Consider the following 25,443-nt stretch of genomic DNA (forward strand, 5'->3'; position numbering starts at 1 on the left):
TTACTCCGATGCCGAGACGCGGCTCATGGTGCGGGTCTCGCGGGCGATCACGATGAACAGGATGGTGAGCGCGAGGTAGCCGACGCCGGTGAAGGTGACTCCGTGCTGCAGGCCGGCTACGGCAATGACCCAGCCGAACATGAGCGGCCCCAGCACCTGGCCCAGTCGCTCCACGGCGTTGGTCAGGCCGATGGCCGTGGACTCGCCCAGCTCGCGCGTGATGCGCAGGTTCAGCGCGTAGGCGTTTTGCGAGGCAAAGCCGAAGCTGGCCGAAACGCCGAGCAGAAGCACGGCCGCGGCTGCTGCCGGCAGGCCCCCCCAGACATAGTAGACCAGCATGCCGGCCGCGCCGATGATGCCGGACAGCGTGATGTAGAGCCGCTTCCTGTTGGACTCGTCCACAAGCCGGCCGATGAACGGGGCCACGTAGATGAGGCAGACGCCGTAGATCATCAGGATGCGGCCGATGTCTGACTGGGTCGCGCCGGTGCGCTTGAGGTAGATGGGCAGGAGGTAGTTGAGGAAGCCGATGAGCACCAGGGCCGAGGGCAAGATGCTGAGCATGGCCAGGGCAAAGACGTCGCGGTTGGTCATGAAGCGCAGCAGCCCGCGCAGGGACAGGGCTGGCCGATCCTGATGATTCGGCAAGCGCTCAGGCTGGGCCGGGGCCGGTTGTGGCTGATTCGCCGGCGCTTTGGAGCGGGCCGAGCCGCGCAGGAAGAGCACGGCGCAAAGGACCACGAGCACAAGGATGGCCGAGGCCACGTAGAACACCGGACCGTATCCCAGGCGTTGGGCCAGCATGGCTCCGGCCGCGCCGCCGCACAGGCTGCCGGCGTAGACCCCGGCGAACATGTGGGTGATGCCGCGGGCCTTTTCCTCCGGTCCGGTGTTGGCGATGACAAATCCCTGGGTGGCCATGAGCCCGAGGCCGTAGCCCAGGCCCACAAAGCCGCGCGCCGCAATGAACTGCACGGCCGTGCCGGCTGCGCCGGAGAAGAAGTAGCCCACGGCGCAGAGCACAAGCCCGGTCACAAAGGGTTCCAGCCAGCCGCGCTTGTCGATCCACGGGCCCGACAGGGCCACCACAAGGCCGGCCGCGCCCATCTCCACGGAGATCGGCAGGCCCAGGATGATGTCCTTGGAGAGACCGAGCATGGGCGCGTAGAGCTCCTCCATGCGCAGGGGGATGAAGGACAGGCTCATGTCGATGGCGAAGAGGAAGAGGAAGGCCACGGGCCGGATCACGCCGTACAAGCTGGGGCCGCCGGTCGCTTCCGAGGCGTTGCTTGCCGCCGGCCGCCGCGCCGCGGCCTTGTGCGCGTAGATCATGAAGAGGATAGACATCTCCACCAGAAAGAGGATGGCGATGACCGCCACGGTGGCGGCGTCCAGGATGATCTCGCGGATGGCGGCGGCAATGGCCGCCTTGGACAGGCGCACCTGGATGAAGCCCTCGGAGACCTCGCCACCCTTGTCCTGGCGCTCCAGAGGCAGGGTGACGGCGTAGCCGCGTTCCACCTGTGTGGCCGCGGCCAGGCGTTGCGGATCGGTCACTGCGCCGTCGCCGTCAGCCAGGTTGAGCACCCGGCTGTCGATGCCAAGCACGGCGATGTCCCGGACCTCGGGCGTGGCGTGGACAATGTGCGACAGGGAGGTCTCGATGCGCCGCAGCTTGTCGATGGCGACGCCCTTGTCCAGCAGGCCCTCGATGTCTCGCTCCACCAGGGCGGTGAGCTTTTTGGCCGCGGTGTGGGAGATATCTAAGTATTGCTCACGGAAAAAGGTAATGTTGCTGGCGGAATAGAAAATTTGTGCGCCGCCCAGGGCCACGAGCAGGACAACGTAGAGCCGGACCCTGGAAAAGGAGCCGTCCGGCCGGATACGCAGGAAGCTGAACAGGCCGAGGGCCAGGAGCAATGCGGCTGCTCCAGTGGAGATGGCGAGCATGCGCAGGTTGGTGACCAGCCCTTGCTCGATGCGCTGGTCCACCACTGCGTCGGGAAAGGCCAGGGCCAGCATGCCGGCCAGGCTCTTGTCCGGTCCGCGGATGGGAAAGAGCACGATGTGCCGGGACGCGTGGGCGAGAACCACGGGCTCGTCCGAGGTGGTCTCGTTGAATGCGTGGGCCGCGTCCGTGCCGGCAAGGTCGGCCAGCGTGGTTCCGGTCTGGTCCGGGTTCAGGCTGTGGACTACGGCGCCGTCCGGCATTGCGACGTACACGCCGGAAAGCTCGGGCATGTCCTTGTGAACTCCAGCCAGCACCTTGGGCATGCCATAGAAGGACTCGATGGACTTGCCGAAGCGCACCGCGCCTTCCAGCTTGAGCACGAGATCGTTGCCCACCACGCGGGCACCGGAGACGATGGAACGGGTGTAGAGAGTGTCCAGCGAGGCCAGGGAAAGGCCGCCGTTGAACGCCTGCGCCAGGATCAGGATGGCGAGCGAGCCAATCAGGAGCTCCAGCCGCAGGAGGAAGGGGGATTGTCGCATGGTCGGACTCTTTGCAGCGGCATCGTAGAGTATGTCCTTCCCATGTCAAGAGAATATGCGCGCTGGAGCGGGCGCAACATCGCGGCATCGTGTGGGATCGAGGGAGACGAGCCCGGCCTGGCTGGCCGGAACGGCTACGGCGCTGGCGGCATGGCGCCAAGGATGGCGAACCCGCCGTCGCGGGGCGCGAGCACAAGGACCTCGCCCTCCTGCAGCGCAACGCCGGTAAGCGCCTGGATGTTGGCCTGGTGCGTGACAAAGAGGGTGTTGCCGCGCTCGGGCGGGGTGCTCACCACGTCCGCCAGCGCCTGTGTCTGGCTTTCGGCCGTCTCCGGGGTGTCAAAGGAGTTGAGCACGGGCAGGGGCTCCACTGGGCCCAGATCGAGCAGCGCGGCCGTCTCCATGGTGCGGCACCACTGGCTGGCGCAGATGCGGCCGATGGGGATCTCGCGCTGGCGGAAGGCTTCGCCAATGCGGGCGGCCTGCTGCCGGCCCTCTGCCGAGAGCAGGCGCTGGGTGGAGCAGTCGCCCAGGGTGAAGTTGTCTGGATCGCCCACGCCCGGAGCCTGGGCGTGGCGCATCAGCACGTTGCAGCCGCCGTCGGCCAGGGCCTGCCAGAGCTCGACCGGCGTGGCCTTCTGCGCTCCGGCTTGCACGGGAAAAATGGTGAGGACCAGGAACGCGAGCGCGAGAATACACGCAGCGGTGCGGGCCGGGGCTGACCGTTTCGTCACCTGCGCCTGGGCACAGGCGACGGCTGGCTGCTGATGCAAAGGATTCGGTGGCATGGGCTCCCCCTGTGGCGGCAGGTTGGCAACACACACCATATATAACACGCTGCGGTTGCCCCACCAAGGTTAGGCCTCGGGCTTGTCAGGCTCTGCGCGCTCCATGAACGCGGCGCGGGCGGCCACGCCTTCCTCGCTGCCGAAGCTGAAGTCCTCGGCAAAGGGACTGTTTTCCATGGAGATCTGCTGGTGGTGCTCCGGGCAGTAGAAGCGGTTTACGCTCATGGCGCCGCAAATCCGGCAGGGATAGAGGCGAGGCCCGCCACGAGCCGGACCGGCCGCGCGGTCGGAAGCAGGCCGGGGGTATCGGGTCTGGGCCGGTCCGGTGGGTGTTGCCGCGTCCAGAGCCGCCATACGGCAGTGCCGGCACAGCGTCCCGGTGCCCGGCGTTTTGGAAGCGCGCGATGGCATGATGTAAAAGGGCTCGCCGCACTGTGCGCAAACTTTCTTCACAGGCAAATCATTCATGAAAATCTCCTGAAGATCCGGTCGCCGCTTTCGCAGCCGGGTTGCAGACGAGCTGTACTCGCCGTGTTTGCTTTTTGTGCCACGTGGCAAACATCATCCCTGAGTTATTCAATATCGTCCCATCGTCCGCGCTGCGGCGCCGGGAAATGGTCGCGCTCCCGGCAGAGCGGCAGCGTCCTGGCCAGACGCGCCAGCGGGTCATCCCTCTCGCCCTCGTCGAGCTCACATTCCGGCACTGATTGCGCCTCAACCCACCGGGCGCTTGCTGCATTGCCGATGCGCCGCTCCACGAATCCTTCGAGAGAATCGAGGCGGAGTCGGGATGGCCTCAACGGTTGCATGATCCTGTCTCTATTATGAGACACATTTGCACATAACATCTCATATGCGATGCAGGATTCAGGGACGGTGTTTCGCACCCTGTCCGGCGGCGGTGTGTTCATTCGATTCCTGTTCCAGGAGCGCGGCCAACTCGGCGACTCGACGTCCCAGCAGGCCGAGAATGTATGAATTTCCGGTGGAATACCGCGGTTCATATTGCATCTGGCCTTCAGTGCACCCTTCCATAAAGGCCATGGCGTCAGACAGTTCGTAAAGCTCCAAAACGATCGCATTCATGAGGCCCCCTCAATGTCTTTTCGCTGATGCGAAGTATTGTAAAAGTAAAACCTATATATTTTATCTATACAACTTATGTCAACTGAAACACTTATATTTCAGATGCTTGCGCTCTATGGGCAAATTTTGGAAAATATTTGCCTTTTTTTGTTTTCCAACCGATTCCAGGAACAATGCTAAACTAACGGGCGGCTGTTTTTCAGGAGGAAACAGGGCTCCCGAAACCGGAAGGGCAAACGTCTGCCGAACCTGGCGGCCCCTGATGCCGAGCGATCCACGGGACAGGCAGGCAGTGGATGCAGGATGTATATTTCTGGGAAAGAGCTATCGGAACGCAGATATGACTGAAGAATAGGATGGCGCATTTAAAAAATGCGGAGGCCACCCTAAAGAGAAGACACGGCGTGTCGATCAGAACTGGTGCATCCTTGGGGAAAAGCCTCTGCGGCCGGGTGGTCCGGTCGTGGGGGCTTTTTCTTTTAGGACAGCGAATAAGATTTATTCCAAGCTATTACTTGCGTGTCATGTCCGACCAGGCCCAGACCACGCGGCCGATGAGGGCCTTGGTGATATCGCCGCCGTACTCGGCCTCGAAGTCAAAGGTGCGGGGCGGATACTCCACAGCGTTGTCCGAGTAGAAGACAATGTTCAGGCCGTGTTTCTTGCGCTCGAAGACGACGCGTTTGACCGACTTGGCGTAGTCCGGGCCGGGCTCCTGAACCAGGAAGATGTTCCCGGGCGGGGCCGGTTCCGCGTAGATGTCGTTGCGGTCCAGAAGGATGATGTCCAGCGGGTTGAGGGTGGGCGCCATGGAACGCTGGTTCTCGCCCACCTCCACAGCCAGGAGGTTGGAGCGGTTAAGCACGGAGCGGTGGTAGCGGTAGACGAGAATCCAGCTATAGATCTCGGCCGGCCCCATCATGCCCGGACCGGCGCCGGCCTGGCCCACCAGGGGGACGGCCATGTAACGCTCGCTGTCCGGCGGCGGGGCCTCCTTCGCGTTGACCCTCTCCGCCTCCACAAAGCAGACCTCGCGGATGGTGTCGTCGCCCGCCTCGTCAGGCAGGTGGATGGTCGCGCCGAGCTGCTCCATCCAGTCGAAGATGGCTTCGGCCGGGCGTGAATCCCCGCGCAGGGCCTTGTAGAACGTGGACCTGGCCGCACCCAGCTGCTCGGCAAGCCGGGCCGGACTGCCGGCGGATTCCGCTTCCCGGTTCAGCCACGAAATAACCTTGTCGTACATTTTCATGGAATCCTCGATTGTTGGCGGTCAAGCATTGTGTTTCTTATTGGAGACGTGTTGACACAGCTTTCTCTTTTTCGATACAAAAATTGTGAGCCCACGTCAACGGGCGCGATACCTTCCATTGCCTGCAAGGAGTCGTGATGAGCAAGATCGTCATAGCCGGTTTGGAGAACATGGCCCAGGAAATGGGCTGTTCCAAGAAGACCGTGTATAAATGGATACGCGAGCGGGATTTCCCGGCGTTCAAGCTTGATGGTGTATGGCGCGTGATGCCGCGGGATATTGAGGCGTGGTTGGCCGCGCAACGCGCCGAGGCGGAGCGCTGCGACTCGGACTGCGCTACTCGCGGGGGCAGGAAGGCATATGCCTGACGCGGCGCGCCGGATGGAAAGAGTTCGTCCGACCTTCTGTGAGGGGATTTGCGACGGGGAGCGGGGTCAGCTCTCGTCGCCGTCCAGCCAGGGAGGGCGAAAGCCTGCCTGATCGGCCTGGCGCGGTGCTTTTTGCGCGGGTCGTTGTGCAGTATGGCGCCGGGGCGGTGGTGGCGGGGCGGCCGGACCCCAGGATTGGGACGGCTCGTCATCAATGGATGGGGGTTGCGCGGCCGAGGGATCGTGCCGCATGGGGGACGGCCGCTGCGTCAACGGTTGCGGCTCGTCCAGGGCAGTCGCCCTGGCGGTGTCCATGTCCGCTGCGTGATAGTCGCCAAGCGCGCTGTGCACGGCGGCTCGGGCCGTGAAGATATCGCTGCGGTCGGGGTTTCGGTCAACGGCCTTGTTCAGCAGGGCCAGCGCACCACGCATATCTCCCTTTTCCGCCCGCTTGGCGGCCCGTTCCACAAATTTGTCCACATCAGCCAGAGATTCCGGCCGGAATAAGCCATACACAAACCAGCCCGCCAGAATAAGGAAGGTGGCGGCGAATCCGAGGGAAGACACGGAACGGATCGCGCGCCAAGGAACGCCGTAGCGGGAGAGCACGTCGTACCCCGTGATGAAGATGGTCTCGCAGGCGCCGTTGCCCGTGTCCGTGCGGGATATGCTGGTGCCGCGCTCGAACCCCTGGCCGTGGCTGTACTGGGACAGGTAGCCGCGAATGCGCACCTGGTCGCCCACGGCGGTGTCGCGCAGGGCCGCGGCAATGGCCGGATCGTCGGTGAGCAGATGGTTGTTGGAAAGCTCGGACGTGTCGAAGCGTCGCCAGATATCCGAGTTCGGGGTGGAGACGTAGCAGGTGTACGAGCCGCTGGAGTAGTTGAGCTTCGTGTAGATATCGGACTGCACGTTGCTGCCCCAGAGCACGCACAGGTCCTTCACGTTCAGGGTGTCGCCCCAGAGCTTGTGGTAGTAGTCGAAAAGGCCGTCCGAATCGTGGCAGGACACCACAAGGCCGTGCAGATCGTAGGAGTAGAGCGGGGTTATGGTGTAGTCCACATCCTCGCTGCGCACGGTGAAGGGCGCCATCTGGACACGCTCCTGCACAGGCGGCGCAAAGATGCGCGGATCGATGTCAGAAGCCGCGGGCAAGCCTTCCCCAAGAAAGGAAGAGACCAGGAAGAGCAGAAGGAAGACCTGACAGGCGATCTTCACGTAACGCATGGCTGCCTCGCGGTGTACGGTGTCAACAGGTCCAGAAACACCTAATCGTGCCGTGCGGTTACGTCAAGTGCCTGATACTTCCGTGTGCCGGCGCACCTGTTTGGTCGGGAAGGGCGCCGGTCTTTGTGTGGCGATCCGGTCAGGACTTCGGGGGCTTCTCCGCCTCGTCTTCGCGGCGTTTCTCCATGCGTTCCACGTCTTTGCTGGAGGGGCAGACCAGGGGATCGTCAGTGTCGTCGTAAAATCCTTTGGCAGTGTACCAGATGGTGTCGCGGCGCATGCGGGCGACGCGCCGGCCGAGTGCGGAAGTGCGAATAGGGTTGGGCATTGAAACGGTTCTCCTCCATGGCGGCGGGCGTCCTGCCCGCCACAGATTCGTGTGTCCCGGCAGATAAGCACAGAGCATGTCAGCTGACAAGCATTGTCGTGTAAATAGTTACACCTATCGGGACGCCGTGGACTTTGCCGAAAGCTCTGTTCTCGGGCACCCGCCAGGGGGCTTAGCCCCCTGGACCGATCAGGGCGTCCCACAAATATTTTTTTTGCGATAGCGTCAAGGCCGTTGTGCATGGTATCCGGGGGAAAGAGTACGGGAGGTGGTGGATGACGGGACAGGCTGTGGACATAGGGCCGTGGCAGCTCGCTGTCGGACTGGTGTTTGTGCTGGCGGCGCAGGGCGCCTCGCTGATCTGGAGCCTGGGGCTGGTGCGCGATCTGGCCATTGGTACCGTGCGCACGTTTGCCCAGCTGCTGCTCATGGGCTACGTGCTCCAGTTCATCTTTCGGATGGATATCGCCTGGGTCACCATCGGCGTGTTCGTGGTGATGACTGCGGCCGCGGCCCAGGTGGTGCACGGGCGGGTCAAGGAGCGGCGGATACCCTTCCTCATCCCGTTGTCGGTGAGCATGTTTGTCTCGTTTTTTCTGGTGGCGTATCTGGTGACGGCGGTGGTTGTCCGGGCAGAGCCCTGGTGGCGGCCGCAGTACTTTATTCCTTTGGCAGGCATGGTCATCGGCAATTCCATGTCGGCCATCGCCATTGCCCTGGAGCGGCTGTTGAGCGATCTGTCCAGACGCCGGGGCGAGGTGGAGATGATGCTTTCCCTGGGTGCGACTCCGGAGGAAGCGAGCCGCGACATCGTGCGGCAGGCCATGCGCGCCGGCATGATCCCTTCGATCAACTCCATGATGGCCGTGGGGCTGGTGTTTTTGCCAGGGATGATGACCGGCCAGATTCTGGCCGGGGCCGATCCCATGGCGGCGGTCCGCTATCAGATTGTTGTCATGCTGATGCTTGCGGCCTCGTGCGCCCTAGGCACGCTGGGCGTGGTGCTCTGGGTCCGGCGTCGGAGCTTCGGCGCCGCCGGTGAGCTGCTGCTGGCGCATGGCCGGCCGGAATGATAGGCGTGAACTCTGTTGACATGTGTGATTCTTCAGAAAAAAGTTATACAGACATACTGAACGAGAACACTCCACCAGAAACAGGATTTTTACGGATGGCGGCTGGAATCTGGAAATACTTCGCTTCAATACTCCTGGCGGCGTTGATAGTTGGCTTCGATGGTCTGGGGGTGCGCGCCGACGCGCACGAGCAGGCGGCCCCTTCGGGGGACCCCATCCTTTTCGCCGGTATCTGGGCGCAATCCGGCAGGGCGTCGGACTCCATGGAGGGCGAGATAGTCGGTGCGGAGTGCGCGGTGCGGTATCTGAACGAGCACGGTGGGGTTCTGGGCAGGCCGCTTGTGCTGAAGGTCTATGACTCGGAAAGTACCGAGCAGGGAGCCCGGGACGCAGCGGAAACCGCCGTGGAAGATGGCGCCGCCGTGTTGCTGGGAGCCGGGTGGAGCATGCTTTCCATTCCTGCCGCGCGTGTGGCGCAGTCCTACGGTGTGCCCATGATCTCCTGCATGTCCACCAACCCCAACCTGACCCTGGTGGGCGACTACATCTTCCGGATCTGCTTTACGGACAGCTCGCAGGGCCGGGTGCTGGCCTCGTTTGCGCGCAACGGATTGCACCTCGGCCGCGCCGCCGTGCTGCGCATCACCGGCGACGAGTATTCTATGTACCTCTCCCAGAGCTTCATCCGCGGGTTCGAAAAATTAGGTGGCCAGGTGGTGCTCGAAATGGAGTACAAGGAGCCGACCCACATCACGGAGGCGGAGCTGGGCAGGGTGCAGGAGGCCGGGCCCGATCTGGTCGTGGTGGCTGGTCATGACGAAAGCGCCTTCATCGTGACCCGGCTGCAGGAGATGGGGATGGACGCCGTGTACATGGGCGGGGACGGCTGGGACACCGAGAGCTTCCTGAAAAAGGGCGGCAACGTCATAGGCAGCGGCTACTACACGACCCATTGGGATTCGGCGCTGGATGGTCCGCTGGCCTCCGTGTTCAAACAGTATTGCGGCACGACGGCCACGACGGCGGCCTTGAGCTTCGACGCGCTGCTGCTCGCCGCGAACGCCATCGAACGCGCAGGAACGGCGGACCCGGTGATCATGCAGAAGGCCCTGGCCGAGACGCGGGAGTTCTTCGGCGTGACCGGCCAGGTGGACATGACCAGACGTGGCGATCCGCAGAAGCAGGTGGTTATCAAGCGTATCGTGGACGGCGTTCCACAGCTCGTCGAGAGCGTGTTGCCGCAGGACGACGCCCATAGCCCAGAGGAGGGTATGCCCCAGGATGCCCGAGAGCAGAAGAGCGCGAAGTAGCAGTCCGCGCACTGCGGACATTGCACGGGCCTGTGCTTCGAGCCGGGGGGACTCCCGGACCGCCGCACCCCTCGTTCCCTCCGAGAACACGGAGCCGCCATGCTGAAACGGCGCCTGCGTTTCAAGTTCAACTGCGCGATGGTCGCGGTCTGCCTCGGCGTTTCGCTGCTGTTCGGCGCGCTGTTCTACTATCTGGACTCTCTCTACTACCAGACGGCGCTGGACGGCGTGGAGCAGGTGCTGGCTACGGTCTCGATGCAAAAGCGCGTGGAGATCGCCTTCGACCTGTACTCCGGCCAGGATGTGGCCTTGCGCGCCAGCCTGGAGGAGATGGCTGCACTGAAGCACGTGCTTGGCGTGCGGGCCTACGACAAGGACGGGAACCTGAAGATGGAGGTGCTCGGTCCGGCCGGGGAGGCGCAGCTCAGGGCCGGAGGGAGCCAGCGAATCAGCCAGGGCGAGGCGTTTCTGCTCAGGGAAACCTCGCTGACAGCCAATGACCTCCACGAGCTCGCCGCGGGCTCTGCGCTGCAACGCACGGAGTTCCTCGGCGCCAGCGCCGGCCGCTTCCTGTATACGATCCGTTCCATGGACGCCACGCAGGGCCACATCGAAATATTCTACGATCTGAGCGACATTCTCGCGAACAGCCGCACCGGGCTCATCCTGCTCGGCCTCACCCTGGTCGCTATGGTTCTCAGCATGGCCCTGCTGCTCAACGTGCTGCTCTCCGGGCTCGTTATCCGGCCGGTGGAGATGCTTCGAAACGCCATGAACCGCGTTCGCGAAGGGCTCATTGGGCTGCAGGTCACCTCGCTGCCCAACGACGAGATCGGCGACATGGCTGCGGCGTTCAACGGCATGTCCGTGGAGCTGGAGGCCAAGCGGGACTCGCTCATGGCCTCGGAGGCCAAGTACCGCTCCCTGTTCGAGAACGCGGTGGAGGGGCTCTTCCGCACCACCATGGACGGCCGCATCCTGGGCGCCAACCCGGCCCTGGCCCGCATTCTGGGCTACGAGTCCCAGCAGGAGCTGATGCACGAGGTCCGCTCGCTGGAGTCCATATTCTTCATCGATGCGGCCAGCCGTCTGGAGCTGCGCAGGCGGCTCAAGGAGCACGGCTATGTCCAGGACTTCGAGCAGCAGCTGCGCCGCCGCAACGGCGAGGTTATCTGGGTGGCGGAGACCGTGCGCCTGGTGCCCGGCCTGGATGGCGAGGCGCTGTTCATGGAGGGCTCCCTGGTGGACGTGACGGAGCGCCGCCGTGCCGGGGTTCTGGAGCGCGAAAAGATTCAGGCCGAGGCGCAGAATCGCGCCAAGAGCGAGTTCCTGGCCGCCATGAGCCACGAGATCCGCACGCCCATGAACGCCATCCTGGGCATGACCGACCTTGCCATGGCCTCCGGGCTCAGTCCCAAGCAGTGGGAGTTCATGCAGACGGTCAAGGACTCGGCCTTCCATCTGCTCACCGTCATCAACGACATCCTCGACCTCTCCAAGATCGAGGCCGGCCGGCTGGAGCTGGAGCCCGTGGACTTCGACCTGGAGCACCTCATGGGCTCCATCGCCAAGTCCATGGCCTACCAGGCGCGCAAGAAAGGGCTGGAGCTCTACCGCTCCATGGACGCCAACGCGCCGCGCTACCTGCACGGCGATCCGGCCCGGCTGCGGCAGGTGCTGCTCAACCTCGTGGGCAACGCCATCAAATTTACGGAATCGGGCCGGGTGGTCATGCGCGTCCGCTTCCTCGTACCAGAGGAAATCGCTGCCCCGAATAGCACGGGCAGCACGGATAGCGCGGATACAGTGGCCCCCCCGGAGACCGCGGATAGCGTGGACACTGTCGGCAACGAGCCGCCCCTCTGCTTCGCCTTCTCGGTGCAGGATACCGGCATCGGCGTGCCCGCGCAGAAGCAGCAGGAGATATTCAACAGCTTCACCCAGGCCCAGGGCTCCGTCACCTCGCGCAAGTACGGCGGCACCGGCCTCGGCCTGGCCATTTCCAGAAAGCTCGTGCACATGATGGGCGGTGAGATCACCCTGGAGAGCGAGGAGGGCGACGGCAGCATATTCACCTTCACCGCCTGCTTCGGCAAAGGCGACCCCGAAGCCGTGCAGAAAGAGGAAACTCTGCTGGCCGAGTGGAGTGAACGCCGCGGTGCGTTGAATATCCTGCTCGTGGAGGACAACCCGCTCAACGTCCGCGTGGCAGAGCTGCACCTCAAGCGCATGGGTCACAACATCATTGTGGCGAACAACGGCGAGCACGCCCTGGAGATCATGAGCACCATGCCGGAGAAGGCGTTCGATGTTGTGCTCATGGATCTGGAGATGCCGGTCATGGACGGCTTCGAGGCCACCCGCACAATACGCAGCGCCACCATGAACAACCCGGCGCTGGACGCAGGACCCAACCCCAGCGTGCCCATTATCGCCATGACAGCCCATGCTCTGATCGACGTGAAAGAGCGCTGTCTGGAGATCGGCATGAACGACTTTGTGGCCAAACCGGTCAACTTCGCCGACCTCTCCGCTGCTATCCAACGGGCCGTTCTGCCGGACCTGCGGGCCGGCGCCGAAGCCCTGCCCGAAGGCGGCGCCGTGACGGCCTCGGCCCTGACACGCGAGACCGCCCCACCCCGGCCTCCGGCCGCGGAGCCCCCCGCCGAGCACTGCGTTGACGACGACGAGAGCGCGCCGCCCGTGCTGGACACGAAGGGCGCTATCCGCACCCTGGGCATCACGCCCGAGCTCTTCCAACCCATCTTCGAAAACTCGGTGCGCGAGGTGCGCATGCTCTTCGACCGGCTCGGCACCGAGTACGAGGCCGGCGATATCGCCGCCGTGACTCTCTCCGCCCATACGGCCAAGTCCACCGCCGCCACCATGGGCGCCCTGGAGTGCCGCGACGCCGCCCGGCAGGTGGAGCTCGCCGCCCGAGACAACAGCGACGCGCTGCCCACCCACATCGAGGCCATGGCCGCCGCCCTGGCCCGCCTCGAACAACGCATCGCCGCAGACGAATCATCGGCTGACGAGTAATTGGCGGGGTGCCCGAGGGCAGAGCCCTCGGAGAAGACGTTTACTTTTTCAGTTGATACTTGCGCACGGCGTTGATGTGCTGGCGCAGGGTCTTGGAGAACTGGTGGGTGCCGTTGCCCTTGGCCACGAAGAAGAGGTAGTCGTGCGCTTCGGGGTGGGCTGCGGCCATGAGGGCGTCGAGGCCGGGGGAGCAGATGGGCCCTGGCGGCAGGCCGGCGTGGCGGTAGGTGTTGTACGGGTTCTTGGGGTCGTCGAGGTGCTTGCGGGTGAGGTTGCCGTCAAACTCTTTGCCCAGGCCGTAGATCACGGTGGGGTCGGCCTGCAGCAGCATGTTGCGTTTGAGGCGCGTATCGTAGACGCCGGCGATGGTGCCGCGTTCCTCGGGCGCGCCGGTCTCCTTCTCCACCACGGACGCCAGGATGACGATGCGCTTGAGGGTGTCGGCATCGGGCGTGCCGTCGGGCCAGACCTTGTCGGCGTTCTTCCAGAATGTCTTGAGCAGCAGCTCCACGATGAAGTGCGGATTTTCGGTTTCCTTGCGCGTCAGCAGGTAGGTGTCCGGAAAGAGGAAGCCTTCGGCCGAATCAAAGGGGATGTTGTACTGGGCGAGCAGGTCCGGGTCGTGCACGAGCTCGTCGATCTTCGTGGCGTTGGCGTACCCGGCGTCCTGGATGGCCTGCGCGGTCTGCCACCAGGTCAACCCTTCGGGGATGGAGAGCTTGTACAGGATGGGCTTACCGTGCAGCAGGGTGTCCAGAATCTTGGACGGCTTCCAGCTGGTGTTCATCTCGAACTCGCCGGCCTGGATGGAGGCCGCGGCCTCCTTCCACTTGCCGAGCAAGGCGAAGTAGTGGGCGTTGGTGACGAGGCCCTTTTCGGCCAGCATGGTGGCCACGGCGTCGAAGGTGGCGCCTTGCTCGATGGTCACGGTGACGTCCCGGCCGGGCAACTCCGGCGGCGTATTCAGGAAGTGGTGCGCCTGGTAGAGCACGAACCCGGAAATGGCGACGACAGCCAGGAAGCAGATGGCCACGAGGGCGAGGATGAGCTTGCGCATGGGATTGTTCAGTGGTCCCCGCTGCGGGCGAGGTACGTCTCCAGAATGCGGACCGCGGCTTGCTGGTCCAGGACGTCGGCGAGCTTCTGGCCGGAAAGGCCGCGCTCGCGCAGGGCCTCCTCGGCTTCAAAGGAGCTCAGCGTCTCGTCCTCGAAGAGCACGGGCCGGTCCGTACGCCGCGCCAGACTGGCGGCGAGGTTCTTGATCTGCCGCATGACCAGAGTCGATTCCAGCGGCGCCTGGGCCATGTCATCCAGCGCCTGCTGCGTGGAAAGGCCTTGTCCAGGTACGGGCAGGCCCAGGACGAGGGCGTCCACGCCGTGCTCGTCCATGATTTGGACAAGCTCGTCCGCCAGCGCCTTCTTCCCCTGATTATGCAATGTCTTCAGGGGAAAGGCCAGCGTGCCGGCGGGGTCGCTCACTGCCAGGCCCACCCGTTTTTCTCCGTAATCCACGGCCAGATACTTCATGCTATCGTCCGTGTTCACGCCGGACTGCTAGCCGGCGCTGGCTTCCTTGAGCACCGGGCCCAGCGTAGCCAGGAACGCGTCGACCATGGCCATGGAGGTGTCGCCCATGTGGCCGATGCGGAACACGGGCTGCTTGCCGGCGCCTTCCATGGCGGTGTTCAGCTTTCCATAGCCGGGGTCGAAGAGGTAGCCCTTGTCGCGCATGGTCTCCTTGATGGCCTTGAGCTGCACGGTCTTCAGCGGCTCAGGAACCTGCACGCAGGTCACCGTGGGTGAGCGGTAGCCCTCGGGCGCAAAGAGCTCGAAGCCATCGAGGTTGTTAACGAACTCGTGCACGCGGTCGCGCATGGCGATGTGCCGGGCAAAGCGCTTCTCCATGCCCTCTTCGTTGATGATGTAGTCCAACTGGACGGCCATCTGGTTCGCCAGGGAGGTGTTGGGCGTGGTCAGGGTCTGCAGCTTGGCCGCGCGGCCCAGGTGCGCCGTGAGGTCGGTAATCCAGCCCTTGTTCGGCACGGTTTCGGCCTTGGCCACGGCCTTGGGGCCGGCAAAGGCGAGGCCGAAGCCGGCGGGCAGGCCCAGGCTCTTCTGCGTGGCGGTGAGGTAGATGTCCGGCTGCATGGTGGGCAGGTCGAGAGGGGCGCCGCCGAAGATGGAGACGCCGTCCACGGCCGCCAGGGCGCCGCGCGAGTGGACCAGGGCAACGGCCGCGGCCACGTCGTTGGTCACGCCGGTGGATGTCTCGTTGTGGGTCAGCAGCACCAGGGAGGGCTTCACCTCGTCCAGGGCGCGCTCCAGGCTGGCAAGGTCCATGGCCTGGCCGGGTTCGTAGTGCAGCGCTTCCGTGCGCTTGCCGTTGAGCACGGCGAGCTTGTGGAAGAGGTCGCCGAAGGCGCCGATGGACACGGAGAGGACGGTGTCGTCCGGCCCGGCCAGGGAGCGCACGGCCGTTTCCATGGCGCAGGTGCCGCTGCCGTTGATGACCGCGACCTTGTAGTCGGAGTCCTCGGGCAGGCCGGCCAGGGTGGCGAGGTTCGTGAAGATGGAGCCGAACCGCTTGACCGCTTCGGAGTCCCGGTGGCCGAACTCCGGCAGGCAGCCGGCCTGGCGAACCTCGGGGCGGATGTACGTGGGACCGGTGATAAAGAGCTTCAGATCAGTGAAATCATTCGTATTCATCTTGAAATCCTTGTTACGGAGCCGGCACTATGGCACGGGCCGCGCTCCTGGTAAAGCCGCTACGATATCCTTCTACAAACAATTTACTCCACAAAGGTCCCCCGATTTGACCTTGCCAGGGGCATGCTATCCCATAAACAAACGGGCTACGGCAACCGTGGCCATGCCCACCACCACGGCGCCAAAGAAGCTCTTGAACCGCCAGGCCACGATGAACGCGGGGATGGAGGCCCAGAGGAAGATGTTTTCGGAAATATCGAGCTGCACGCGGCCGTCCGCCACCAGGATGCTGGGAGCCAGCAGCGCGGCAAGCACGGCCGTAGGCACGTAGGAAAGAAAGCGCTCCAGCGCGACGGGCAGCCGCCGCGAGGAGAAGAACAGCGCCGGAATGAGCCGCGGCAGATAGGTGACGGCGGCCATGCCCACGAGGATGAGGAAAAGCTCCAGCGGTTTGGGCGGCGTCATCATTCCTCCCTCCGAAGCTGTGAGAGGACGAGCCCGGCCAGTGCGCCGAGCACCGTGGCGGCCATGACGTTCCAGCGGGTCAGGCCGACGTCGAAGAAAAAGAGCGACAACCCGCCGCTGAGCAGGGCCACGGCCACGTGCATGCGGTCGCGAATCTGGGCCACGAGCAGGGCGATGAACATGGCGGGCAGGGCGAAGTCCAGCCCCACGCGGCCGGTGTTGGAGATGAGGTCGCTGGCCACCACGCCGAGCACCGTGCCCGCCACCCAGGAGAACTGGGCGAGCATGTTGCAGCGCGTGATGCCGGGAATGTCGTCGGCCGCGGCCGGGTTGCCCGCAAACCGCGAGGCGTGCAGGGCGAAGGTCTCATCCGTGAGCTGGAAGGTGAACAGCGCGATGCGCCCTTTGGGCCAGCGCGTGAACCTGGGCCCCAGCGCCGCGGACATGAGCATGTGGCGCAGGTTGACCACGAAGGTGGTGGCGATGACCGAGAACGCGGTGGCTCCGGCCCCGAGCAGGCCCACGGCGATGAGCTGGGCCGAGCCGGCAAAGACGATCACCGACATGAGGATGGTGTTCACCGGGTCGAGCCCGTGCTCGCGCGCCAGCACGCCGTAGGCAAAGCCCACGGGCACATAGCCCAGGATGATGGGCAGGGTCAGAGAGAAAGCCCCGGCCCATGAGATCGAGTCACGGGCCGGGGCGGCGTATGCGCCGCGTTCCAGTGGCGCATCGGTCGGTTCGTTTTCCATTGTCCTGCGCCTATGCGGGTTGCTCCACCTTGCCGGGCATCTCCTCCAGATCGATGAAGCGGATGGACTCCTTGGGGTGGGAGGCGGCGGCCGCCTTGCGGATTCGCTTCTCCCACTTGGGGCCGTAAATGGCCTGGGCCAGGAACTCCATGGTGTGCAACACGGGCTGGTGGTTCTTCAGCGACATCAGGCAACGGCTGACGCCGATTTTGCACGAGGGGCAGGCCACCACGATGGGCTGGTCGTCGGCATAGGTGGCCAGGTCGTTTTCCAGCTGACCTTTCTTGCGGGTGCGCACCCGGTTGTAGATGTCGGGCGCAGTGACCGCGCCGAGGCCGGACTCGCCGCAGCATCCGGGGGAGAGCTGCACCGGACGGCCCGTGATGGTCTCCAGGCCCTGGCGGTATGCTTCCGAGGCTTTGGGGCCGGCCACGCCGGACCACTCCGCGTGGCAGGATGCGTGGTACAGCAGCGGCTGGTTGGGCGCGGCGCCGTTCATCAGCGTGCGGCCGGTGGCAATCTGTCGTTTGAGCAGGAACTGGGCCACGTCCATGTGCGCGAGCTCTTCGCGCAGGAAGAGGTCCAGCTCGTAGTGCGCCAGGCCGTCGCGGCAGGAGCCGCAGGAGGTCAGTATGGTGCGCACGTTGAGCCCTTCAGTGGCTGCGTCGGTGAGCAGCTTCTTCATGGCGTAGAGGTTGCGCGCCTGGTTGGTGTGGAACGCCTCCTCGCTGCCGTTGACCAGCAGGGGATAGCCGCAGCAGAGGTGGTCGCGCGGGACCACCACGCCCAGGCCCTGCTCCAACAGCATCATCACCGTGGCCAGGCCGATGGTGCGGTAGAAGAGACCGCCGCCGCAACCCGGGAAGTAGAAGACCGACTCGATGGGCGGCGCTTCGCCCTCCTTGGCGCCCCGGCGGGTATAGCGCGCGTGGGCCTCGGCCAGATGCGAGGGAAGGAACAGCGAGCCGCGCTCCAGATGCAGGCCGGAAGCGAGGTTCTTGAGCCCCAGACGCGGGCCGGGCTGGAGCAGCGGGGTCTCCAGATGCTTGCGCCAGCGCGCCGGGATCAGCCCCACCGTGCTGTTGGCGAAGTTCTGCGCCACGGCGGCGCGGCGGGCCATCTTGGGCACACGCTCTCCGGGCGAGCGCGCCAGGTACTCCAGCACGCGCGACTTGATGGGGTGGCCGCCTGCGCCCTTGGACTCCAGGAAAGCGCGCATGTCCAGAATGACCTTGGGCGTGTCGATCTTGACCGGGCAGACCGAGGTGCACTTGCCGCAACCGGTGCAGTGCTCCATGAGGTCCTTGAGCTCGCCCAGCAGCTTGGCGTCCGGCTCGCCCTTGCTCACCTGGGTGTAGTAGACCGCCTCGATGAGCGAGCCCAGGCTGATGTTCTTGTTGCGCGGATGGGCGATGAGCGACTGCTGCGGGTAGAACATGGGGCACACCTGCTTGCACTTGCCGCAGCGGGTGCACACCTGGATGGAGCGTAGCAACGAGATGAGCCTGTCCTTGTCCGGCAGGCCGCTCATGCGGATATCCTCGATGAGCCGGTTGAAGGAGAAGGTGAACGGCGCCACCGGCGGGTTCTTCTGGGTGAGCTTGCCGGTGTTCAGCACGTTGTTGGGGTCCACTTCCTTCTTGTACTTCTTGAGCGCGGCGATCTTGTCGTCCGAGAGGAAGCCGATCTTGGTAATGCCGATGCCGTGCTCGCCGGAGACCGCGCCCTTGAGGGAGAGGACCTCTTCGAACACACGCGCCGCAGCCTCTTCGGCGTTGTGCAGCATCTCGGCGTCGTTGGAGTTCACCGGCAGGTTGACGTGGCAGTTGCCGTCGCCCGCATGCATGTGGTTGGCAATGACGATGCGCGTGGCGTGCATGTGGTCGCGGATGCGCAGCAGGGGCTCCTCCAGGTCCGGGTAGCGCGAGGCCAGGTCCAGGAAGAAGAAGCCGGCCTGAATCTCCAGCTCGGCGTCGGTCAGGTCCTTGGCGTCCACCTTGCCGGCCTGGATGCGCGAGGTGAACTCCAGCTCCATGCGGATGAAGTCGTCGTCCGGGGCAATGCCCTCGATGCGGCTGACGTCGTGGAGCGCCTTGCGGTAGGCCCGGGCCATGTACTCCAGGTTGAGCTGCTCGATGAAGTCCGCAAACTGCGGGATGACGTCGAGCGGAATGACAATGTCCTCGTTGATTTTGAAGCCCGAGGTGCGCTTGGAGATGGCGGAGAGCTTGTGGCGGTCCTCCCAGAATATCTCGGCCTCGCGCTCGTCGTCGGCCGTGAAGACGTCCACCTGGTCGTAGGGCTCCACGATGTCCACAATGTTCGCGGCGGCCTGGTCCAGGGCCTCGGCGTTGTCCGAGTCCAGCTGGATGATCAGCACGCTGATGGGGTCGCCCTCGTAGCGGGAGGACTTCTTCTCGTAATCGATGGCCTCCACATACTTGATGCCGAACTCCTCCAGGGCGGAGATCTTCACCAGGTCGCCCTCGCGGCGGATGGCGTCGCGCAGGGCCACGATGTCGCGGATGACCAGCATGGCGTTGTGCATGGAGCGGCCGTAGAACTCCAGGCAGAGCACGCGGGAGCGCGACTGCTTGGGGTAGAGGATGAAGCATCCCTTGGTGATGATGCCGTCCACGCCCTCTTTCTGCACGGCGGGCAGGCCGCCCAGGAACTTGTTGGTCACGTCCTTGCCCAGGTTCAGTCCGCGAATCTGGTCGCCGGGCAGGCTGATGGTGCGCAGCAGGGTCCCCTTTTCATCAAAGACCTCGAACACGGCGTTTTCCGTGGGCATGATCTTGTGGCGGGGGTGGTCCTTGCGCTTGACCTCGATGATCTCCCCGGTGGGGGTGACCATGGTGTACGAGTAGATGTTGTCCAGGGTGGTGCCGTACTCGAAGGCAAAGGGGCCGCCGGCGTTCTCCGAGATGTTGCCGCCCAGGGACGAGGCCGCCTTGGAGGCCGGGTCCACGGTGAGCAAAAGGTTCTTGCGCGCCGCGGCCTGGATGGCCTGCAGGGTGATGACGCCGGTCTGGGCGCAGAGAATCCTGTTCTCCTCGTCGATCTCGATGATATCCTTGCACCGGGCAAGGGAGAGGATCACGGTGCGCTGGTGCGCCGGAATGGAGCCGCCGGTGGCGCCGGAGCCGCCGCCCCTGGGCACGATGACGAAGTCCATCTCGTTGGCCAGCTTGACCACGTGCTGGATCTGCTCCGTGTCCTTGGGCGTGACCACCAGCATGGGCAGGGCCATGCGCAGGTCGGTGGCGTCCGTGGAGGACTGGACCAGCGAGGCGGGCCTGTCGTCTATGGCGTTGCGGTCCAGAACCTCGGCCAGGCGGTGCTTGACCTCCTTGCGGAAGCGCATGTCTTCTTCGAACTCGCGCCAGAACCGTTTGATGCCCTTGTCCAGGAACTTGGTGTACTCGCGGGACAGGGAGCCGCGTTCCTGGCGGAAGTGGGAGCGCACGGAGTCGATCACGATGCTCGGGTCGATGAATGGGTTGTAACGGACAAGGAAAAGCTCCTCGGCCAGGGCGGCGGCAAGGTTGCGCACCGACTCGGGCCACGTGGCGAGCTCTGCGGGCGAAAGACCCAGAACGCGCGAGACGAGCAGTTCCGACGAGATTGATATGTGGGGTCCCTTGTGTGGCATGGGAAAAAACCTGCTGACGAAAGTTGTAATGTTTAGCGGAAACGTACCACATTACGTGGGAGCGCAAAGAACTGCAAGGCGCGAGCCACGCAGTGGAAAAACGAAGGATATGCAGCGTGTTAGGCTACAAAGTCTTGGCGCCGTCGCCGGACGACGGAGGCGTGGGGTTCTCCTGGGAGGGCGGCGGCGCACTGTCCGGACCAAGGAGCCTGCTGAACGCGTCGAGCATCTCGTCCACGCCCTGTTTGAGAAGGTTCTGGGCGCGCCAGGCCACATACTTGTCGTACGAAGAGAAGCCCGGAAACATCAGCGTGTCCGCTTTGGTGTCCAGCGGGCCGGAGTCCGGAATTGGCTCGGCCACCAGCACGGGGGACGCACCGTTGCGGTCCACATAGAAGATGGTCATCCGGCGCAGGTTGTCCAGTCGGCCCTTTTCTATGCAGAGCTTGAGCACAGGCTGATTGTCAGGCAAGAGGTCTTTGGAACGCACCTCGCCGATTTTCACTCCGCCGAGCATGACCGGCGCCGGTATAGGAAGGTCCATGGCCTGGTCCATGGTCACCTGTACCTCTCGCGAGAGAAGCGGCATGCACATGGACCCGACGCCCACCTCGTCGCACGCGGCAATGCCCAGCGCGAAGATCGCGGCTCCAACAATGGCGGCGAGGCGGATGAAGATTCGGTTGGCCATGAAGAATCTCCTTTATGCATGTCGCGGAGCCTCAGCCCCGCACAAAGATCGAAGTGAAGCGGATTCGTTCCGCACAGGGAACGTCCATGACTATTCTGTACAGCAATTTACCGCCGGATGCCAAGGCCGGGAAACAGCAGGCGCTCGCGCCCCACGGCGGCAGGCTACTCGCCGTCTTGCGCCGCCGCGGCGTCTCACCCGACGCAATCGTTGACTTTTCCAACAACACGGATGTGCTGGCCGAGTCGCTGACAGACCGGCTCATCAAAACCATCGCCCCCGAGCTCCGTCACTATCCTGAAACAGAAGCGCCCGCGCTCACGGCGGCGCTGGCCGCACATGAGGGCGTGGACCCCTCGCAGATCCTGCCCACCCACGGCGCGGCCGAGGCCATTCTTGTGCTGCTGGCCGGACTGCGGCCGCGCCGGCTGCTCCTGGTGGGGCCCATCTTTTCGGAGTACGCGCGCACGGCCAACGCTCTGGGCATCTCCGTAGAGATCGAACCTCTGGACCCGGACGAGGACTTCGGTCTCACCGAAAGGGCCGTGACCTCCATTCTGGAGCGCATTGCCCAGACCAATGCGGACGCCGTGATCCTCTGTTCGCCCAACAACCCCACCGGCCAAGTGTACGAGCGCCTGCCTGAGCTGGCGGCCGGCCTGACCAACACGACTCTGCTGCTGGACCAGGCCTATCGCGACATAGCCATGGACGACGATGGCCGGTCCGCGACTGTGGCGCGCTATACCGATCTGGCCGCGGCGGCCGGCGATGGCGTGGGCGTGGCCTGCATCGGCTCTCTGACCAAGACCTTTGCCTGTCCGGGCCTGCGGCTGGGCTACGTGGTGGGAGATGCGGCGCTGGTGGATTGCGCGACCGGGATCAAGCCGCCGTGGTCGGTCACGGCACTGGCGCAGGAGGCCGGGACGTTCTTTCTGGAGCACAAGGCCGAGTACAACGCGACCCGTGCGCCGCTGCCCGGACTGCGGCGGGAGCTTGCTGCGGCAATCAGCGCACTTCCCGGCGTGGCGCGGGTGCTGCCCTCCATGACCAACTTCCTGTGCGTGCGCCTGCGCGAGGGGCTGCGACCTGGCGACGTGGCCCACGCACTGGAGGACAGGCTCGTCCTCGTGCGCGACTGCGATGACATTACAGGCATGGCGCCGGGCTTTCTGCGCATTCAGGTGCGCACGGCGGAGGACAACACGAGGTTGATTGCAGCGCTAGGCGAGGTGTCGCGATCCCTCGTGTAGGTCCTGCCAATGCCCGCACTGAAAGTTTCTTTAGTTGAAAAGTTTAGGAAGGGAGAGCGCGGGAGGGAGAACCCTTTTTTAGAGCATCTTAGCCTTAAGCAGGCTTAGATGCTCTTATGCATTTATCAGGAACAATTAGTAATTGTTTCTGATGAGAGTCTTGCCTCAAGACGAAAATGCGCAAAAGGCATCCCCCTCGCATTGCTTTTCTTCTATGCCCTGCACGCGCCGGGTGAAGTGTTTGACAAGGGCGGAGCCATCTCCCATACTCCGCCACATATTGGAACTCCGGGAAACGGAAGACGGTGAGAGTCCGTCGCAGACGCGCTGCTGTGTTCGGGATCAGCGCCTGAGGGAGACTCCACTGGATGCGTACACGCATCCGGGAAGGAGCCCCGAATCGGCCGGGCCATACAGAGCCCACCCCGTAAGCCAGAAGACGTCTCGGAGATTTTCGCAGGCACGCCTCGCGCCATGGGCTGCTGACGCCGAATCCGACACGATATCGTGATCCTCCGGGACGGCGTTGCACGACATACACAGCCCATTCTCGAACTCGGGAATGGGCTTTTTCATGAGAAAGCCCGTGTCGCCGGGTGCGATTGCCTGCCAACACTTCTACTGCGCGCGCGAAACCGCGCATGCCCCCATGGGCAAGGAGAAAGCATGCAGACGCATTTGTTGGGATTTTCCCGCATGGGAAAACAGCGGGAGTTGAAACGGGCTCTGGAGCAGTACTGGAAAGGCGACATCGAGGGCGACGCCCTCCTCGCCACGGCCCGGGAGCTGCGGATCAGACATTGGACACTGCAACGCGACGCCGGCATCGAGCTGCTGCCGGTGGGCGATTTTTCCTTCTACGATCATATTCTGGACATGACCGCCGCCCTGGGCGCCGTGCCGGAACGGTACGGCACGGCGGGCGAGGCCGTCGATCTGGACGCCTACTTCCACATGGCCCGCGGCGGGCAGGGCGTTCCGGCCATGGAGATGTCCAAGTGGTTCGACACCAACTATCATTACATCGTGCCGGAGCTCGCGCCGGATCAGCGTTTCCATGTCGATGCAGACAGGCTGCTCGCCCAGATCGAGGAGGCCGGCGAGCTCGGGGCTCCGCTCAAAGCCGTGCTTCCCGGTCCCGTCACCTACTGCGTGCTGGCCAAGTCCACCACGCCGGACTTCAACCGTTTCGAGCTGCTTCCTGTCATCCTACAGGCGTATGAAGAGCTCCTGGCCCAGCTCGGCGAACGCTGCGAGTTGATTCAGCTGGACGAGCCAGTCCTGGCGCAGGATCTGCCAGCGGAGGTCAAAGGCGCGTTCAAGACGGCCTATGCCTCGCTTCTGAAGGCCGCGAGCCCGGCCAAGGTGATGCTTGCCACATACTTCGGCTCCATTGCGCACAACCTGGGCGAGCTCAATGGGCTCTCTTTCGACGCCTTGCATGTCGATCTGGTGCGCGCACCCGAGCAGCTCGACGCCGTGCTGAAGGCGCTGCCGGAACAAGCGCGCTTGTCCCTGGGCGTGGTGGACGGCCGGAACATCTGGCGGGTGGACGCCGGCAAGGCGCTGGATCTGATCCAACACGCCCGGAACGCCGTGGGCATGGACCGGCTGATGCTCGCGCCGTCGTGCTCGCTGCTCCATGTGCCCGTGGACCTGGAGGACGAGATCGCGCTGTCCGAAACGATCAAGCGCTGGATGGCCTTTGGGGTGCAGAAGTGCCGCGAAGTCGCCATGCTCGCGGCCACTGTACAGGGGACACAGGGGGCGCAAGGAGTGGATGTGGCCGATTGGCTCGAAGAAAACCGTGCGGCCTGGACCTCCCGCCGGTCCGACGAGACATTGCACCGCAAGGATGTGCGTTCGCGCATCGATGCGCTCACCCCCACGATGTACGCACGGCCGGTGCCGTATGCCGAGCGCAGCCTGGAGCAGCGGGAACGGCTCGGGTTGCCCCTGCTGCCCACCACGACCATCGGCTCCTTCCCCCAGACGGCGGAGATCCGCGCAACGCGGCGGGACTACAAGCGCGGCGACCTGGATATGGAAAAGTACACGGAGCGTATGCGCGACTGTATCCGAGATGTGGTGAGCCGCCAGGAAGAGCTCGGTCTGGATGTGCTCGTGCACGGCGAACCGGAGCGCAACGACATGGTGGAGTACTTCGGCGAGCAGCTCGATGGTTTCTGCTTCACCCAGAACGGCTGGGTGCAGAGCTACGGCTCCCGCTGCGTCAAACCGCCCGTCATCTACGGCGACGTTGCCCGTGCCAAGCCCATGACCGTGGCCTGGAGCAAGTTCGCCCAGTCGCTTACGGACAAGCCCATGAAAGGAATGCTGACCGGGCCGGTGACCATCCTGTGCTGGAGCTTTGTGCGCGACGACCAGCCCCGGAGCGAGACGTGCCGGCAGATCGCCTTGGCCATCCGCGACGAGGTCGCCGATCTGGAGCAGGCGGGCCTGCCCATCATCCAGGTGGACGAGCCGGCCCTGCGAGAGGGCGCGCCCCTGCGTGAATCCGCCTGGGACGAGTACTTCCGCTGGGCCGTGGACTGCTTCCGCCTGGCAGCCAACGGCGCGGCCCCGGAAACGCAGGTCCACACCCACATGTGCTACTGCGACTTCAACGACATCATCGAGCACATCGCAGCCATGGACGCCGACGTCATCAGCCTGGAGGCCAGCCGCAGCCGCATGGAGCTGCTCGAAGCGTTCCGGCTGTTCAACTATCCCAACGAGGTCGGTCCGGGCATCTACGACATCCACAGCCCGCGCGTGCCCAGCGTGGACGAGATGGCCGACCTGCTGCGCCGCGCGGCCAGGGTGTTGCCTGTGGAACGGCTCTGGGCGAACCCGGATTGCGGCCTCAAGACGCGCGGTTGGGAAGAGACCACGGCCTCTTTGCGCAACATGGTGGAGGCGGCGCGGATCGTGCGCGCCGAGCTCCAGACGTAAAC

General features: G+C 64.2%; 21 protein-coding genes and 1 riboswitch. Of the genes, 6 read left to right on the top strand and 15 right to left on the bottom strand.

Going from position 1 to position 25,443, the window contains the following annotated elements:
- The 6 genes from E8L03_RS19270 to E8L03_RS19295 all read right to left on the bottom strand — a co-directional run bounded on the left by E8L03_RS19270 (position 1) and on the right by E8L03_RS19295 (position 5,616).
- On the bottom strand, positions 1-2,493 hold the full coding sequence (locus E8L03_RS19270; protein WP_171268236.1) for an MFS transporter: 2,493 nt from the start codon (positions 2,491-2,493) through the stop codon (positions 1-3).
- Positions 2,494-2,627: 134 nt separating this feature from the next.
- Positions 2,628-3,281, bottom strand: a complete 654-nt coding sequence (locus E8L03_RS19275; RefSeq protein WP_171268237.1) for a histidine phosphatase family protein — start codon at positions 3,279-3,281, stop codon at positions 2,628-2,630.
- Positions 3,282-3,350: 69 nt separating this feature from the next.
- Positions 3,351-3,749, bottom strand: a complete 399-nt coding sequence (locus E8L03_RS19280; RefSeq protein WP_144307140.1) for a hypothetical protein — start codon at positions 3,747-3,749, stop codon at positions 3,351-3,353.
- A gap of 104 nt (positions 3,750-3,853) precedes the next feature.
- The gene (locus tag E8L03_RS19285; protein WP_171268238.1) at positions 3,854-4,090 is read right to left on the bottom strand and encodes a hypothetical protein; all 237 of its coding nucleotides are present in this window, start codon (positions 4,088-4,090) and stop codon (positions 3,854-3,856) included.
- Positions 4,091-4,148: 58 nt separating this feature from the next.
- Positions 4,149-4,367 (bottom strand): hypothetical protein, encoded by a 219-nt coding sequence (locus tag E8L03_RS19290; RefSeq protein ID WP_171268239.1) that lies wholly within the window; start codon positions 4,365-4,367, stop codon positions 4,149-4,151.
- 511 nt (positions 4,368-4,878) lie between these two features.
- Complete coding sequence (locus E8L03_RS19295) at positions 4,879-5,616, bottom strand: S24 family peptidase (RefSeq protein ID WP_144307143.1); 738 nt, start codon at positions 5,614-5,616, stop codon at positions 4,879-4,881.
- A 137-nt stretch (positions 5,617-5,753) separates the two neighbouring features.
- On the opposite strand from E8L03_RS19295, the gene E8L03_RS19300 reads away from it, so the two are divergent.
- A complete protein-coding gene (locus tag E8L03_RS19300) occupies positions 5,754-5,984 on the top strand; it encodes a helix-turn-helix domain-containing protein (protein ID WP_144307144.1) in 231 nt (76 codons plus the stop codon).
- Positions 5,985-6,050: 66 nt separating this feature from the next.
- Here E8L03_RS19300 and E8L03_RS19305 read toward each other — a convergent pair whose 3' ends face one another.
- Positions 6,051-7,211 (bottom strand): tetratricopeptide repeat protein, encoded by a 1,161-nt coding sequence (locus tag E8L03_RS19305; protein WP_171268240.1) that lies wholly within the window; start codon positions 7,209-7,211, stop codon positions 6,051-6,053.
- A 139-nt stretch (positions 7,212-7,350) separates the two neighbouring features.
- Entirely contained in the window at positions 7,351-7,539 is a 189-nt protein-coding gene (locus E8L03_RS19310) for a hypothetical protein (protein WP_144307146.1), read from the bottom strand.
- A gap of 275 nt (positions 7,540-7,814) precedes the next feature.
- On the opposite strand from E8L03_RS19310, the gene E8L03_RS19315 reads away from it, so the two are divergent.
- The 3 genes from E8L03_RS19315 to E8L03_RS19325 all read left to right on the top strand — a co-directional run bounded on the left by E8L03_RS19315 (position 7,815) and on the right by E8L03_RS19325 (position 12,964).
- Positions 7,815-8,612 carry an ABC transporter permease gene (locus tag E8L03_RS19315; protein WP_144307147.1) on the top strand — a complete coding sequence of 266 codons (798 nt, stop codon included), beginning with the start codon at positions 7,815-7,817 and terminating at the stop codon, positions 8,610-8,612.
- A gap of 95 nt (positions 8,613-8,707) precedes the next feature.
- Entirely contained in the window at positions 8,708-9,922 is a 1,215-nt protein-coding gene (locus E8L03_RS19320) for an ABC transporter substrate-binding protein (protein ID WP_171268241.1), read from the top strand.
- A gap of 99 nt (positions 9,923-10,021) precedes the next feature.
- Complete coding sequence (locus E8L03_RS19325; protein ID WP_171268242.1) at positions 10,022-12,964, top strand: ATP-binding protein; 2,943 nt, start codon at positions 10,022-10,024, stop codon at positions 12,962-12,964.
- 40 nt (positions 12,965-13,004) lie between these two features.
- Here E8L03_RS19325 and mltG read toward each other — a convergent pair whose 3' ends face one another.
- The 7 genes from mltG to E8L03_RS19360 all read right to left on the bottom strand — a co-directional run bounded on the left by mltG (position 13,005) and on the right by E8L03_RS19360 (position 21,233).
- Positions 13,005-14,021 carry an endolytic transglycosylase MltG gene (mltG, locus tag E8L03_RS19330; protein WP_171268243.1) on the bottom strand — a complete coding sequence of 339 codons (1,017 nt, stop codon included), beginning with the start codon at positions 14,019-14,021 and terminating at the stop codon, positions 13,005-13,007.
- Positions 14,022-14,029: 8 nt separating this feature from the next.
- The gene (ruvX, locus tag E8L03_RS19335) at positions 14,030-14,509 is read right to left on the bottom strand and encodes a Holliday junction resolvase RuvX (RefSeq protein WP_244963585.1); all 480 of its coding nucleotides are present in this window, start codon (positions 14,507-14,509) and stop codon (positions 14,030-14,032) included.
- Between the two features lie 9 nt (positions 14,510-14,518).
- The gene (locus E8L03_RS19340) at positions 14,519-15,670 is read right to left on the bottom strand and encodes a pyridoxal-phosphate-dependent aminotransferase family protein (RefSeq protein ID WP_171268244.1); all 1,152 of its coding nucleotides are present in this window, start codon (positions 15,668-15,670) and stop codon (positions 14,519-14,521) included.
- 126 nt (positions 15,671-15,796) lie between these two features.
- Positions 15,797-16,138 (bottom strand): AzlD domain-containing protein, encoded by a 342-nt coding sequence (locus tag E8L03_RS19345; protein WP_244963586.1) that lies wholly within the window; start codon positions 16,136-16,138, stop codon positions 15,797-15,799.
- Positions 16,135-16,887 carry an AzlC family ABC transporter permease gene (locus E8L03_RS19350; protein WP_171268245.1) on the bottom strand — a complete coding sequence of 251 codons (753 nt, stop codon included), beginning with the start codon at positions 16,885-16,887 and terminating at the stop codon, positions 16,135-16,137. Before E8L03_RS19350 ends, E8L03_RS19345 begins: the two co-directional genes overlap by 4 nt.
- A gap of 10 nt (positions 16,888-16,897) precedes the next feature.
- Positions 16,898-20,542, bottom strand: coding sequence for an FAD-binding and (Fe-S)-binding domain-containing protein (locus tag E8L03_RS19355; protein ID WP_171268246.1), 3,645 nt, complete (start codon positions 20,540-20,542; stop codon positions 16,898-16,900).
- 124 nt (positions 20,543-20,666) lie between these two features.
- On the bottom strand, positions 20,667-21,233 hold the full coding sequence (locus E8L03_RS19360) for an MlaD family protein (protein ID WP_171268247.1): 567 nt from the start codon (positions 21,231-21,233) through the stop codon (positions 20,667-20,669).
- 86 nt (positions 21,234-21,319) lie between these two features.
- On the opposite strand from E8L03_RS19360, the gene E8L03_RS19365 reads away from it, so the two are divergent.
- Positions 21,320-22,486 (top strand): aminotransferase class I/II-fold pyridoxal phosphate-dependent enzyme, encoded by a 1,167-nt coding sequence (locus tag E8L03_RS19365; protein ID WP_171268248.1) that lies wholly within the window; start codon positions 21,320-21,322, stop codon positions 22,484-22,486.
- 272 nt (positions 22,487-22,758) lie between these two features.
- Positions 22,759-22,949, top strand: a riboswitch (cobalamin riboswitch).
- Positions 22,950-23,152: 203 nt separating this feature from the next.
- Positions 23,153-25,441 (top strand): 5-methyltetrahydropteroyltriglutamate--homocysteine S-methyltransferase, encoded by a 2,289-nt coding sequence (gene metE / locus E8L03_RS19370; protein WP_171268249.1) that lies wholly within the window; start codon positions 23,153-23,155, stop codon positions 25,439-25,441.
- Positions 25,442-25,443: the final 2 nt, after the last annotated feature.

The organism is Oceanidesulfovibrio marinus (assembly GCF_013085545.1).
GTDB classification, from domain to species: Bacteria; Desulfobacterota; Desulfovibrionia; order Desulfovibrionales; family Desulfovibrionaceae; genus Oceanidesulfovibrio; species Oceanidesulfovibrio marinus.